Below are 15,150 nucleotides of genomic sequence, written 5' to 3' on the forward strand. Positions count from 1 at the left end.
TTCTATTGTTTACTTACTTTTTCAACAACTTTTTCTGATAAATCAGAAACTGTCTTTGGGTTAAAGTAAACAGTAGTGTCTTTTACTTTAACTTCATCATACTTGCCATCTTTAGCAACTGTTTGGATTGCATCAATAATAAGCTTTTGTACTTTAGCTAATTCTTGATTTTGACGCATTTTAATTTCTTGCTCTAAAGGACGACCTTTTTCTGCAAGATTTTTTTGCATACCTTCAACTTTTTCGCGTAGTGCATCTTTTTGCGCTTGGCTCATTGTTGTGCTTTCACGTTTAAATTTTTCAGCTTCAAAACGGATATCGCCTTGAAGCTTCTCAATTTCTTGGCGACGTTCAGCAAATTCAGCTTGTAAAGTTTGCTCTACTTTAGCCATTTGAGGAATTTGCTTGTAGATTTCTTGCATATCTACAATGCCTACTTTATGAGCAAATGCGCTCACTGAAGTACCCATCATAAGTGTGGCTAATAAGGCAATTGCCGATGATTTAAATGATTTCTTCACAAAAAACTCCTTTAGAATGTATTACTAATATTAAAACTGATGGTCTTCGTATCGTCATCTTCTTCTTGTTGCAATGGATACGCAAAACTAATCAGCATTGGGCCCATAGGTGAAACCCACTGTAATGATAAACCTGTTGATACTCTAAAACGTGCTGGATCTGAGTAGTCCTCTAATTTAGCACGCTCATCCGGCCCTAAATTCTGATAACGATCAACGCTAAACTCTGTATCCCACACGTTCGCAGCATCAACAAAGAAACTAGTACGCACAGAACTTGTGTTCTCTTCATCTAAGAATGGCGTCGGTACAATTAACTCCATACCCGCAACCGCTTTCGCATTACCACCAATTCGACCTTGTGTATTTAGTACGTCAAACTCTGATGCGCCGCCTATACTGCCAGTCGGTGTACCATCTGGCAATGGGGTGCCCGGAATTAATTTTGGCGTTCTAGATACTGCACGCGGTAGAATAGTATTACGGTCAAAGCCACGTAATTCCATTTCTGTAATACGGAAGTATTCTTGGAATGGTAACGTTTGGTCGTAACCATTGGTTTCACCATAACCATTTCCGTAGCCAAGTGCTGCACGCGTTGAGAATACCCAACGATGATCATCACTGATCGGCCAATAAAAACGCGAATCATAATTTAGCTTAAAGTAAGTTAAATCAGAATTCGGCGTTGTGCCTGTTAGATTAAGTGTTTGACGTGAACCAGCAGTTGGAAATAAACCGCGGTTTACTGTTATACGAGACCACCCAACACTCAACTCATACTTGGTAAAGTCAAAGCCAGCATCTGGGTTCTCTGGGTCCAAGAAGGTCTCACGCAGTACACGTGTTTGCTCATACTCAGCAATTTCAGAAAGCTCTTCTTGAATCCATTTAATACCAAAGTTTACACGGTTAACCGCATCAATTGGAAAACCTATATTGGTACCAATACCGTAGCTCTTCGATTTATAATCGATAAGGCTAAACTTACTTGCATCATAATTACTGTAAAATATGCTGCTACCTTGTGATACACCATCCGGCGTAAAGTAAGGGTCTGTGTAAGATAAGCTTACGCGCTCAGAACCACGTGACGTATTAATATTAAAACCAATTTGGTTACCCGTTCCTAAGAAGTTTGACTCAGTTACACCAATATTAAACTGTAAACCTAGGTATGAACCATACGCAAGACCCGCATTGAAACTACCTGCTGATTGCTCTTTGACATTAAAGTCAACATCAACTTGGTCATCAACACCAGGCACAGGCACGACGTTAAAATCAACAGTTTCCATATAAGGTAAACGTTGAATTTGTAATTTTGAACGCTCTAAGTTTTGGTTTGAAAGCCACGCGCCTTCTAACTGCGTCATTTCACGGCGAAGCACTTCGTCTGAGGTATTTTGGTTACCACCAACAATGATACGACGCACATAAACACGCTTACCTGGTTTCACCGATAATGTTAATTGTACTTCTTTGTTCTCATCATCAATTTCAGGAATGGTGCGTACTTCGGCATTCGCATAACCAAAGCGCGCTAAGTAGCTTTTAATAAACTCTTCAGATGATGTTACCACTGAACCATTGTAAAGCTCACCGGCACGCAGTGGAATAACGCTCTTAATTAATTCTTCACGCCCAAGCAAGTCACCGATGAAATCAAAGCCTTTAACTTTGTATTTCACGCCTTCTGTAATGTTAGCCGTAACATAAACAGATTCACGCTCTGGACTTACAGATACTTGAGTTGAATCGATATTAAAACGAAGATAGCCGCGATCTAAGTAATAGCTGCGAATATTTTCAAGGTCGCCTTCGATGGTTTGCTTTTGGTAGCGATCGCTTCCCATAAACTCCCACCAAGCTAAATCTTGCTGTGATTCAGCGAGTGCTAATAGCTCTTCGTCAGGGAAAAGCTCATTACCCACAAGGTTAATTTGGCGGATTGAGGCAGCATCACCTTCGTCAAATTCTAATTTCAATTTAACGCGGTTTCGTGGCAACTTTGTGATACTAATATCGATTTTTGCATTGTACTTACCAATACTATGAAAAAACTCAATTAATCCTTTTTCAATATTATCAACCACTGTTTTATCTAGCGGTTCACCTTGACGAATATCTTGCTGCTCAAGAGACTGAGTTAACTGCTCGTCTTTAATATCTTTATTGCCATCAAATTCTATAAAACTGATCGTTGGGCGCTCTGTTACTTTAAAAATAACATTGTTGCCATCACGTAATGCTTTTATGTTGTCAAAGTGACCTGAGCTATACAATGACTTAATTGTTTTTGAAATTGTATAGTCATCTACACTGTCACCGACATTGATTGGAATATGCGTTAAGGCAGCACCGAGTGCTACACGCTGTAAACCTTCAACTTTTAAATCGTCAACAATAAAGGAGTTTTGGCCAAGGGCTGCAAAGCTTGCCCCTAATAAACTTGTTACTGCCAAATGTTTTTTTATAGCCATTTTATTATCTTTATCCTTTACAACTGTATTACCGCTCAACACCACATTAAAGCAATGTTTTACAATCGTGTTTTTTAATTCGAGACTGTCGCCATTCTATAATCGCGATACATCATTGAACAAAGCGAAACATGTTAGAAAAATTAGGAGCAAGGCTCCCACTTTAAAACCAAATTCTTGTGTCTTTTCAGAGACTGGCTTTTTACGGAAAAGTTCAATTATGTAATACATTAAGTGCCCACCATCAAGTACTGGTAAGGGTAATAAATTAAATACACCCAAGTTAACACTTATTAATGCTAAAAAGCTTAAAAAGGCAACAAAACCATAACTTACGCTGGTTCCTGCACCTACAGCTATCCCTACAGGACCACTTAAATTTTTAACGGATACTTGACCTGTAATTAAATTACCGATCATATCAAAACTTAAACTTATTAAACGCCACGTTTCCTTTACGCCGAGCACAATACTATCCAGTGGACCATAATGTCTAGTCTCGATGTAACCTTCTGGCCACTGTTCTACAACTGGCGCAACACCTAAAAACCCTTGTTGTACGCCATTGCCGACCGTTCTACCTTGCGGAGTAACCGTTAGCAACACCATACTATCTTGTCTTTTTACACTAAATTGTAATGATTTGTTAGCTGATTGCTGAATAAGATTAACTAATTGCTGCCAACTGGTTATTGTTTCGCCATCTACCATCACAATTTCATCGCCAACTCTTAAGTTACCCATAGAAGCAGCTGAGTTTTTGGTAATTGCTGCAACTTCTAACGTTGCATCAGGCCGAAACGGAACGATCCCTAGTGACGCTAATGGAGGCACATCTTGTTGGTCTAACTTCCAACCATCAATATTAATCGTTTTAACTTGCTCTTGGTAATCATTAGAGCGAACAGTCACATCAACACGTTCATCACCAAGACTTGCCATTAACGCAAATGTCGCATCTTGCCATGTGGCAATATCATCATTGCCAATTTTAATAATTTGTTGATTAGGCGCGATACCTGCAAGTTCGGCTCTGCTGCCCTCTTGTACCACACCAACAACCGGCTTTATTGACTGCACACCCACTAAATACATTACTGCTAAAGCGAATATGGCGAAAATAAAATTAGCCATTGGTCCCGCCGCAACAATCGCAATACGAGCCTGAACTGACTTGGCATTAAATGAAAGGTGACGTTCAGCATCAGGCACATCATCAACACGCTCATCAAGCATTTTGACATAACCACCTAAAGGAATGGCTGCTATCACATACTCAGTACCCAATTTATCGTGCCACTTTAATAACGGTTTACCAAAACCGATTGAAAAGCGCAGGACTTTAACCCCCGCTTTACGTGCAACCCAAAAGTGGCCGTATTCGTGAACGGTAACTAAAATACCCAGTGCTAGAATAAATGAACCTAAATTCCAAAAGAAATCGAACATATCAACATTGTACCTTGCGTATTTGTTGTACTGCTTGCTCTCGGGCTAATTTATCACACGCTAAAATTTCATCTAGGGTATGAACGTTTACATCCGCAGTTGCATCTAATGTTTGCGCATTTACTCGATAAATATCCGTGAACTTAATTTTACCTTTTAAGAAAGCAGCCACGGCCACTTCATTGGCGGCATTAACTGTTGTTGTAGCACCTTGCCCAGCCTCACACGCAGTGATGGCTAGTTTTAAGTTTGGATAGCGAGCAAAATCAGGTTTAGTAAACGTAAAATCAGATATGTCTGAAAAATCGAGCGGCTTTACGCCTGCATCTATGCGTTGTGGGTAAGCAAGTGCGTGAGCAATAGGCGTGCGCATATCAGGATTCCCCATTTGCGCAAGCACTGAACCATCTTGGTACTGCACCATTGAATGAATAATACTTTGTGGATGAATAACCACTTCAATATCATTAGCGACGCAGTTAAATAACCATTTTGCTTCAATAAACTCTAAGCCTTTATTCATCATGGTGGCTGAATCTACTGATATTTTTTGTCCCATTGACCAATTTGGATGTGCGACTGCCTCAGCAACCGTTACCGTAGATAGTGTATTGATATCACGCGTTAAAAAGGGACCACCAGAACCTGTCAATAAAATTTTACTGACGCCATGCTCTGCAAGTTTTGCATTGGTTTTTGAACCTTGCAATGCACCAGGTAAGCACTGAAAAATAGCATTATGCTCACTATCTATTGGTAAAAGTGTGGCTTTGTGCTGTTTTACTTTATCAATAAATAACTGCCCTGACATCACTAACGATTCTTTATTTGCCAGTAATACTTTTTTACCTGCCTCGACAGCGCTTAATGTGGGGATAAGCCCTGCGGCGCCCACAATAGCTGACATCACAGCATCAACACTAGGGTGAGCAGCCAGCTCACTCATTGACTCTGTACCGCTTCTAATGATTGTTTTACACGCAGTACCTGACAGATGCTGTTTTAATTGCTCAGCGGCATTGTCAGAAGCCATAACAGCAAAAACAGGATGATGCTCAAGGCACAGCTGGGCCATAGATTTAGCATTCTCACCGGCAGTTAGAGCAAACACCTCAAACTGGCTGGGATTTCTAGCAATAACATCTAACGTGCTAGTACCAATTGAACCTGTCGCACCAAGAATAACTAGTTGTTGTTTACAACTCATAGACTTAGTGTCCACGCATAACATAAAACAAAAATAGGCGCTGCAGCGGTTAAACTATCTAGTCTGTCTAATATGCCACCATGCCCCGGTAAACATGAACCGCTGTCTTTTAGGCCCGCTTCACGTTTAAACATACTTTCTAACAGATCACCAATGGCAGAAAACAAAGCAATAAAAATAGTCATTACACCATAGATTGGCCAAACAGCCATATCAACATCACTAAAGTGGCAAAACGCTAAAACAAAGATCACAGCTGCAACAACACCACCGGCCAAACCTTCAATGGTTTTATTTGGGCTCACCTTGGGCATTAATTTGTGTTTACCAAAGTTTTTACCAGTAAAGTAAGCACCAATGTCGGCACTCCAAACTATACCAAGGACGACAAGGATCAACATTGAACCAAAATGGGTGGACTCTAAATAATTAGCACTGCGCAGGGTATTAAGCGCAAGCCATAGCGGCACTAACGTTAAAATGCCTGCAATGGCACGCATCACAAGCCCTTCATTCCATGCTTTTGCCATTGATGGGTAACGCCAAACTAGGTAAGTTGCAACAATCCACCAAGAGAATGATAAGGTGAAAATATAGTTTGCATCCCCAACCAATTTCCCGTCAACCCACAGCGACTCGATCGGCCAATGCCAATTTAACAGCGCCAGTAAAATCGCAATAAAGATAACAAACGCAAAACGCTTCAATTTATCGCATAAGCCCATAAAGGCAGACCACTCCCAAGCACCCATTAAAACAATGGCACCGGCAATGTAACTAAATAAAGTTAGTGGTGTATAAAAAACTAATAACAGCGCCAAAGGCGCTAACACTAAAGAGGTTAAAATTCGTTGTTTTAGCAAAGTGTTACCCTTTTAATTAGGTTTCGGCGAGTAATTGTTTTATTTGTTCGCCGGTACAACCAAATCGTCGCTCTCTGGCAACGTAGCAGGCGATAGCGTCAGCAAAAGCAGCTTCATTGAAGTCTGGCCAAAGCGTATCGGTAAAATAAAGCTCAGCATAAGCTGCTTGCCATAATAAAAAGTTACTAATGCGCAAGTCTCCTCCCGTTCGAATCAGCAAATCAGGTTCTGCCTGATCCTGCATACTCATTTGTGAGGCAATATCTTGCTCAGTGATATCATTGGGGTCTAATTCCCCAGCAGCTATTCGTTTACCAATTTGTTTAGCTGCATTTGTAATGTCCCAACGGCCACCATAATTAGCGGCGACGTTTAATTTCAGTCCTGTATTATCAGCAGTTAACGCATGTGCTGCATCCACTTTACTACGCAAAGTGTCAGAAAAGCGTGATAAGTCACCAATAATAGTTAATTTTACATTGTTTTTGTGAAGTTTTTTTACTTCCTTGCTCAGCACGAATAAGAATAACTCCATTAACGTGCTCACTTCATCTTCAGGACGTTGCCAGTTTTCACTACTAAAAGCGAACAAAGTCAATGACTCTACTCCCAATTTAGTACAAAACTGTACCGATTGACGAACAGCATCCACCCCTTTTTTATGCCCGTAAACACGTGGCCTATTTTTAGCCTGTGCCCAACGACCATTGCCATCCATGATTATAGCGACATGCTTGGGTAAACATTGCTGGGAAATTTTATCAGCGTTAAGAACCATAAATATCGAGTATTCCATAAAAAAACGCCGCCTAGTATACCCCAGACGGCGTTTCAAAACTAATATATTTCTAAACCCTAGCTCAGCTTATTTAGCTGCTTAGATTTCCATCAACTCAGCTTCTTTCGCTGTTAATTGAGTATCCATCTCTTTGATGAATTTATCAGTTAGCTTTTGGATTGCATCTTCAGCTTGGTGCGCTTCGTCTTCAGAGATGTCTTTATCTTTTAATAAGCTTTTAACATCACCGTTTGCATCACGACGAATATTACGCACTGCTACGCGACCACTTTCAACTTCACCACGTACGATTTTAATTAAATCTTTACGACGTTCTTCAGTAAGTGGAGGAAGTGGTACACGAATAACTGCACCCGCTGACATTGGGTTCAAGCCCAAATCAGAAGCCATAATCGCTTTTTCTACCGCTTGTGCAAGTGATTTATCAAATACACTCAGTGCGAGTGTACGTGAATCTTCAATTGTTACATTCGCTACTTGGTTCAACGGTGTTGGCGCACCGTAGTATGACACCATAATGCCATCTAAAAGTGCTGGATGAGCACGACCAGTACGAATTTTAGATAGTTGACTGCCAAGTGCCGTTACACTTTTCTGCATGCGTTCTGCAGCATCTTTTTGAATATCGTTAATCACGGTTCAATCCTAATCTAGTTAGTTACTTCATCTGAGGCTTGTGAAGAGATAAGTGTTCCTTCTTCTTCGCCCATAATAACACGCTTTAACGCGCCTGATTTGTTCATGTTAAATACGCTTAATGGCATATTGTGATCACGTGCTAATGTGAACGCAGCGAGATCCATCACTTTTAGTTCTTTATCAATGATTTCATTGTAGCTTAAGTGGCGGTAAAGTGTTGCGTCTGGGTTTTTCACCGGATCATCACTAAATACACCGTCTACTTTAGTCGCTTTGATAACTGTGTCTGCTTCGATTTCGATACCGCGCAAACATGCAGCTGAATCAGTGGTGAAGAATGGGTTACCTGTACCTGCTGCAAAAATAACAACACGGCCCGTTTTTAATAAACTAATTGCTTCAGCCCAATTGTATGCATCACACACACCATTTAATGGAATTGCTGACATCAAACGACAGTTTACAAATGCGCGGTGCAAAGCGTCACGCATTGCAAGGCCATTCATTACCGTTGCTAGCATACCCATGTGATCGCCTACAACGCGGTTCATGCCAGCTTCTGCAAGAGAACCACCACGTAAGAAGTTACCACCACCGATAACTAAACCCACTTCTACGTCGAGTTCTACTAGCTCTTTAATTTCTTGCGCCATACGATCAAGCACTTTTGGATCGATGCCAAAGCCTTCATCTCCCATTAAAGCTTCACCACTTAATTTGAGAAGAACACGTCTAAAAATAGGTTTACGATTGATAGTCATAGTATTGGGGCCAACTTTTATTAAATTATGGATAAAAAATAACCGCGCTTATGATAAACATAAAAGCGCGGTTATTTTAAAGAATTTCTAAGCATGACGCAAAAGCAAATAGTACTTTAATTGCATGTATTTTCCTTTTGCATCACAAATAGTTAATCTTACTGACCTTTAGCAGCAGCAATTTGCGCAGCTACTTCAGCAGCAAAATCTTCTTCTTTCTTCTCGATACCTGCACCAACTTCCATACGAACGAAGCTAGTTACTGTCGCGTTTTTCTCTTTAAGAATTTCGCCAACAGACTTTTTAGGTTCCATGATGAAAGCTTGACCAGTAAGAGAAACCTCACCAGTAAACTTCTTCATGCGACCAACAACCATCTTTTCAGCGATTTCAGCAGGCTTGCCTTCATTCATCGCGATGTCGATTTGAACTTGCTTTTCTTTTTCTACAACGTCAGCAGGCACATCATCAGGCGTTAGGTATTCTGGGTTTGAAGCAGCAACGTGCATTGCAACGTGCTTAAGTGTTTCTTCATCAGCAACACCTGCAACAACAACACCAATACGCTCACCATGACGGTACTCAACTAATTGCTCACCAGCGATGTACTGAAGACGACGAACATTGATGTTTTCACCAATTTTAGTCACAAGCTCAACACGGTCTTCTTCAAACTTAGCTTGTAAGTCTTCGATAGTCGTTGTGTCAGCGATAGCAGAATCAGCAACTTTGTTAGCAAATGCTAGGAAGCTTTCGTCTTTAGCTACGAAGTCAGTTTGACAGTTAACTTCTACAAGTACTGCAGCACCCGCGCTTTGCTTGATGATGATAGTACCTTCAGCAGCAATGTTACCCGCTTTTTTAGCAGCCTTTGCAGCACCGCTCTTACGCATGTTCTCAATCGCTAACTCGATGTCACCATCAGTTTCAGTTAACGCTTTTTTACAATCCATCATGCCAGCGCCTGTACGCTCGCGTAATTCTTTAACTAGGGCAGTAGTTACAGCCATTAGTAAATCCTCAAATCTGAATTCAGGTTAGATAAGCGGGTTACCCGCTCTACAAGAATAGCAAGTCTTCATCTAAAATTAGATGAAGACTTGATGACAGCTAATTACTCAGCTTCAACGAAATCGTCTTTCTCAGCTTGAGCAACGATGTTGTTTTCACGACCTTCAGTGATTGCAGCAGCAACTGAACTAGTGTAAAGGTTGATAGCACGGATAGCATCATCGTTACCAGGAACAACGTAATCTACGCCATCTGGGTTAGAGTTAGTATCAACGATTGCAACAACTGGGATACCTAGGTTGTTTGCTTCACGGATTGCAATGTGCTCGTGGTCAGCATCGATAACGAAAAGCGCGTCAGGAAGACCGCCCATGTTTTTGATACCACCAAGGCTCTTTTCAAGCTTTTCCATTTCACGGTTAAGCATTAACGTTTCTTTCTTAGTTAACTTCTCGAAAGTACCGTCTTGGCTTTGGATTTCAAGATCTTTAAGACGCTTGATTGATTGACGAACTGTTTTCCAGTTTGTCAACATACCACCTAACCAACGGTGGTTAACGAAGAATTGGTCACTTTCGATCGCCGCTTCTTTCACTGCTTCGCTTGCTGCGCGTTTTGTACCAACGAAAAGTACTTTACCTTTGTTTGCTGCAGCACTAGATAAAAACTTAAGTGCGTCGTTGAACATTGGTACAGTTTGCTCAAGGTTGATGATATGAACACGGTTACGTGCGCCGAAGATGAAAGGCTTCATCTTAGGGTTCCAGTAACGTGCTTGGTGACCAAAGTGAACACCAGCTTGAAGCATATCGCGCATTGAAACGTTTGCCATTTTGTAAATCCTCTAAGTTGTTTAGGGTTAGGCCTCCACATATCCCATAGCACCAACACCGAAGTTTATTAACTTCAAATGCACCCAAGTGTATGTGACGATACGTGTGTGTGTTAAAATAAAATTGTGTATGCCTTAAATACAAAAAATCATTTAAGAATTTATTTGTAAAAAGACGGCGCGCTTTATACCATATTAAAAACAAATATTCAACGTCGCGTGCAAAAATTGTGCGACGATAGATGTGTCAAAACTCGACTATGGAGCCTCTATGAGTGCTGTGATCAAGACCCCTGAAGAAATAGAGAAAATGCGTGTTGCTGGGCGCTTAGCAGCAGAAGTACTAGAAATGATTGAGCCACATGTTGTGCCAGGTGTGACCACTGATGAATTAAATACAATTTGTCATAATTATATTGTTGATGTGCAAAAAGCTATTCCTGCGCCGTTAAATTATCACGGCTTTCCAAAATCAATTTGCACGTCGGTAAACCATGTTATTTGTCACGGAATTCCAAATGACAAAGCATTAAAAGATGGCGACAGTGTAAATATTGACGTCACTGTCATCAAAGATGGTTACCACGGCGACACTTCAAAAATGTTTCATGTTGGCACACCCAACATCCAAGGCAAACGTCTTGCTCAAATTACCCAAGAGAGTCTTTACTTGGCTATAAAAATGGTCAAACCGGGTGTGCGTTTAGGTGATATTGGCGAAGCGATTCAAAAATATGCTGAAGGATTTAACTATTCAATCGTGCGTGAATATTGTGGCCATGGTATTGGCGCTGAGTTTCACGAAGAACCTCAAATCATGCACTATGGCCGAGCAGGTACTGGCGAAGCTTTAAAAGCAGGTATGTGCTTAACGATTGAGCCAATGGTTAATGCCGGTAAACGCCAATGCAAGCTGCTCAAAGATGACTGGACAGTGGTCACAAAAGACCGTTCTTTGTCAGCTCAGTGGGAACATACATTGTTAGTAACTGAAAATGGTGTTGAAATTTTAACGCTCCGATCAGATGATACCATAGACAGGATCATCGAACATTAGGAGCCAGCCCACGTGGCATTACCCAATAAAGTAAAAAAGTTGCTTGGCGATGCCGAGCAACTAAACGATTACCGTGATTGCTCCGCTTATTTTTATAAATGGCTGCATAACGAGTTTTCAAAACAACCCGTTGGTAATTTGATTAATGCCCGCGCTGAATTTATAGACCGCCTGCTGATCAAGCTATTTCATGTTTATGACTTAGCACACGAGCCTGATTTAGCGCTTATTGCCGTTGGCGGCTATGGACGAGGTGAATTACACCCCTACTCTGATATTGACTTCCTACTGTTAGTGACTGAGCAACCAAGTGACGCTATTTGTGAAAAAATTGGCCAATTTGTCACTATGTTATGGGACTTAGGTTTAGAAATAGGCCACAGTGTACGTACTATTGACCAAGCCATAGATCAAAAGCGTGAAGACGTAACGTTTGCAACTAGCTTACTAGAAAGCCGCTTATTGTTTGGCAATCACATCGAGTATGAAAAACTAAAAAAACACATTCTTGATACCCCTATTTGGCGCTCTGATGAGTTCTTTTTAGCAAAAGTACAAGAACAACAGCTACGCCATAAAAAATGCCATGGCACTGCCTATAACCTAGAACCCAACATTAAGGAAAACCCAGGTGGTCTGCGTGACTTACAAACCATCATTTGGGTTGCAAAAAAGCATTTTAGAGCCGAAACTTTACAAGAACTGATTAGCCATGGTTACTTAACCCACGAAGAATACCAAGAACTTTCTGAGTGTTTAGAAAACCTGTGGAATATTCGCTTTGCCTTGCACCTTGCTGCTGAGCGCTCTGAAAACCGTTTATTGTTTGACCACCAGCCGCTTGCAGCAGAAATTCTTGGCTTTGGCAGTGATGGTAAAGCCTCTGTTGAGCGGATGATGAAACGCTTATTTCGGATCATGAGCCGCGTACGCGAACTCAATCAGATGCTATTGTCTTATTTTGAGCAAAGTATTTTACCTGAATCCAGTGAGCAACCAATTGTAGAACTCGACAACAGCTTCGAACGTGTTGGTCATCAAATAAAAGTTAAAAACCCATCCGTGTTTTTCCGCCGTGATCAGCTTTTTGTATTGTTTGAACATATTGCTGATAACCCTGCTATCACGCATATCTACCCAAGTACAATTCGCACTATACGCCAAGTACGTAGACGTTTGCTTGGTGATTTGCAAGATTACGCAGCGTGCCGTGAGGCGTTTTTACGTATCATAAAGCACCCTAATGGCATGGGTCGTGCTTTTACCTTAATGCATAAACACGGCATGCTCGCAGCCTATTTACCACAATGGCGCAATATATTCGGGCAAATGCAATTTGACTTATTTCATGCATACACAGTCGATGAGCATACCCATAAACTCATTAATAATATTTACCAATATTTTGATAAATCAAGTATCAATCAGTTCCCATTATGTTGTGAAATAGTGACTCGAATGGATAAACCTGAATTGCTGTACTTAGCAGGTATTTTCCATGATATTGCCAAAGGTCGTGGGGGCGATCACTCCGAGCTTGGCTCGGTAGATGCTATCGCTTTTGCCAAACTTCATCGATTTACAAACTCAGATGGTAAGCTAATCTCGTGGTTAGTGGCTAATCACTTACTGATGTCGGTGACAGCCCAGCGTAAAGACATTAATGACCCCGATGTGATTAAAGAGTTTGCATCGAAAGTAAAAACAGAGCGCCAATTAGATTATCTATATTGTTTGACTGTTGCGGATATACGCGCAACCAATGACAATTTATGGAATGACTGGAAAAACACTCTACTACGTGAATTATATTTACACGCACAACGCGCTCTTCGCTTGGGACTGGAAAACCCGATGGATCAGCGAGACCAAATTCGTGATAAAAAACGTCAAGCTAAGCAACGCTTGATTAATCTGGGATATGGCGAAGAAAAAGTCGATTTAATTTGGAGTCGATTTAAAGCAAATTACTTCACCGCCTTTAGTGAACAACAAATTTCATGGCATAGCGAACACTTAATTAACGCTGACTTGTCGCAGCCAAGTGTTATCGTTTCAAATAAAGCGATGCATGGCGGAACACAAGTATTTGTGTATAGCCCCTATTCTGGAGCTATTTTTGCGCGCTTAGTGAATGTGATTGGCTCGAAAAAAGCACAAGTTCAACACGCTCAAGTACTGACAACACGAGACGGGTATGTCGTTTTCAGCTTTGTAGTACTAGAAGTCAGTGGTGAGCCTATTGCCAGTGGCCGAGCACAATCGATAAAACGTGGACTTGACCAAGCATTAGCAGATCCGCGTAAAAAAATACGCTTTAAAAAGAATCGTTCACAACGCTTTAAAGACTTCAATATTAAACCTAAAATCATTTTACGCCCTCACCCGCGTAAAGATCGCAGTCTAATAGAAATTCAAGCGGTGGATATTCCTGGCTTATTGACCAAAATAGCAGAAGTTTTTCAAGCACACTTATTACATATACATGCTGCACGCATTACTACCGTAGGTGAACGCGCAGAAGATTTCTTCGTGGTATCCAATAACGAGTACCAAGCCCTTACCGACGAAGAGCAAACAAAAATTTATCAAGCACTGCGTAAAAAACTCCACGCAGAAATCGAATAAGAGGACATTATGTCAGATTTAAAAACCATGATTGAAAACGCCTGGGATAACCGCGATAGCATAAGCCCAAGTTCAGTATCAAGCGATGTAAAACAAGCCATTATTGATGCGCTAGAGTTACTTGACAGTGGTGCAGCCCGTGTTGCTGAAAAAATTAGCGGTGAATGGGTTGTACATCAGTGGTTAAAAAAAGCCGTTTTACTGTCGTTTCGTATTCGCGATAACGAACCTATGAACGATGGTGTAAACCAATTCTACGATAAAGTGCCACTTAAATTTAGTGATTACACACCTGAGCAGTTTCAACAAGGTGGTATGCGAGTAGTGCCAAACGCGGTTGCACGTAAGGGCAGCTTTGTGGGTAAAAACGTAGTATTGATGCCATCGTACGTAAACATTGGTGCTTACGTTGATGATGGCACCATGGTAGATACATGGGCCACTGTAGGCTCATGTGCACAAATTGGTAAGAACGTGCATTTATCTGGAGGCGTTGGCATAGGCGGCGTTTTAGAGCCACTACAAGCTAACCCTACCATCATTGAAGACAATTGCTTTATTGGTGCGCGTTCTGAAATTGTTGAAGGTGTGGTCGTTGAAGAAGGTGCAGTGATCTCAATGGGCGTTTACATCAGCCAAAGTACCCGTATTTACGACCGTGAAACTGGCGAAATCCATTATGGCCGAGTGCCAGCAGGCGCTGTTGTTGTACCAGGTGCATTACCATCAAAAGATGGCACTCACAGCTTATACGCTGCAATCATCGTGAAGAAAGTAGACCAGCAAACCCGCGAAAAAGTGGGTATTAACGCCCTACTTCGTTCAATAGACGAATAAGAGCTGTAAGCTTTCAGCCGTCAGCGATCAGCTGATTTGAGTTAATAGCTGGGTTTGAGGGTA

Annotated in this window: 13 protein-coding genes; 3 read left to right on the forward strand and 10 right to left on the reverse strand. The window is 41.2% G+C overall.

Annotated elements, in window-relative coordinates; translation table 11 throughout:
• Positions 1–2: 2 nt before the first annotated feature.
• The 10 genes from C7Y70_RS07795 to rpsB form a co-directional block, all read right to left on the reverse strand.
• Complete coding sequence (locus C7Y70_RS07795) at positions 3–521, reverse strand: OmpH family outer membrane protein (protein ID WP_135474165.1); 519 nt, start codon at positions 519–521, stop codon at positions 3–5.
• An 11-nt stretch (positions 522–532) separates the two neighbouring features.
• The gene (bamA, locus tag C7Y70_RS07800; RefSeq protein WP_099296496.1) at positions 533–3,004 is read right to left on the reverse strand and encodes an outer membrane protein assembly factor BamA; all 2,472 of its coding nucleotides are present in this window, start codon (positions 3,002–3,004) and stop codon (positions 533–535) included.
• A 96-nt stretch (positions 3,005–3,100) separates the two neighbouring features.
• Positions 3,101–4,453, reverse strand: a complete 1,353-nt coding sequence (gene rseP, locus C7Y70_RS07805; RefSeq protein ID WP_135474167.1) for a sigma E protease regulator RseP — start codon at positions 4,451–4,453, stop codon at positions 3,101–3,103.
• A gap of 1 nt (position 4,454) precedes the next feature.
• A complete protein-coding gene (gene ispC / locus C7Y70_RS07810) occupies positions 4,455–5,660 on the reverse strand; it encodes a 1-deoxy-D-xylulose-5-phosphate reductoisomerase (RefSeq protein ID WP_135474169.1) in 1,206 nt (401 codons plus the stop codon).
• Entirely contained in the window at positions 5,657–6,523 is an 867-nt protein-coding gene (locus tag C7Y70_RS07815) for a phosphatidate cytidylyltransferase (RefSeq protein ID WP_099296499.1), read from the reverse strand. Before C7Y70_RS07815 ends, ispC begins: the two co-directional genes overlap by 4 nt.
• 16 nt (positions 6,524–6,539) lie before the next feature.
• Positions 6,540–7,319, reverse strand: a complete 780-nt coding sequence (locus C7Y70_RS07820; protein ID WP_099296500.1) for an isoprenyl transferase — start codon at positions 7,317–7,319, stop codon at positions 6,540–6,542.
• 81 nt (positions 7,320–7,400) lie between these two features.
• Positions 7,401–7,958: a ribosome recycling factor gene (frr, locus tag C7Y70_RS07825; RefSeq protein ID WP_087530698.1), complete on the reverse strand. Its 558-nt coding sequence runs from the start codon at positions 7,956–7,958 to the stop codon at positions 7,401–7,403.
• A 14-nt stretch (positions 7,959–7,972) separates the two neighbouring features.
• Positions 7,973–8,722, reverse strand: coding sequence for a UMP kinase (gene pyrH / locus C7Y70_RS07830; RefSeq protein ID WP_087530699.1), 750 nt, complete (start codon positions 8,720–8,722; stop codon positions 7,973–7,975).
• A gap of 158 nt (positions 8,723–8,880) precedes the next feature.
• Positions 8,881–9,732, reverse strand: coding sequence for a translation elongation factor Ts (tsf, locus tag C7Y70_RS07835; protein WP_099296501.1), 852 nt, complete (start codon positions 9,730–9,732; stop codon positions 8,881–8,883).
• Positions 9,733–9,836: 104 nt separating this feature from the next.
• Complete coding sequence (rpsB, locus tag C7Y70_RS07840) at positions 9,837–10,565, reverse strand: 30S ribosomal protein S2 (protein ID WP_135474171.1); 729 nt, start codon at positions 10,563–10,565, stop codon at positions 9,837–9,839.
• A 244-nt stretch (positions 10,566–10,809) separates the two neighbouring features.
• On the opposite strand from rpsB, the gene map reads away from it, so the two are divergent.
• From map to dapD, 3 genes are read left to right on the forward strand one after another with little or no spacing between them, the layout of a single operon-like run.
• Positions 10,810–11,622, forward strand: coding sequence for a type I methionyl aminopeptidase (gene map / locus C7Y70_RS07845; protein ID WP_280953826.1), 813 nt, complete (start codon positions 10,810–10,812; stop codon positions 11,620–11,622).
• Positions 11,623–11,634: 12 nt separating this feature from the next.
• Entirely contained in the window at positions 11,635–14,250 is a 2,616-nt protein-coding gene (gene glnD, locus C7Y70_RS07850; protein ID WP_135474173.1) for a [protein-PII] uridylyltransferase, read from the forward strand.
• Positions 14,251–14,259: 9 nt separating this feature from the next.
• The gene (gene dapD, locus C7Y70_RS07855) at positions 14,260–15,087 is read left to right on the forward strand and encodes a 2,3,4,5-tetrahydropyridine-2,6-dicarboxylate N-succinyltransferase (RefSeq protein ID WP_099296505.1); all 828 of its coding nucleotides are present in this window, start codon (positions 14,260–14,262) and stop codon (positions 15,085–15,087) included.
• The last annotated feature ends 63 nt before the right edge of the window (positions 15,088–15,150 follow it).

Origin of the sequence: Pseudoalteromonas sp. KS88, from assembly GCF_004766475.1 — a bacterium.
Classification (GTDB): domain Bacteria; phylum Pseudomonadota; class Gammaproteobacteria; order Enterobacterales; family Alteromonadaceae; genus Pseudoalteromonas.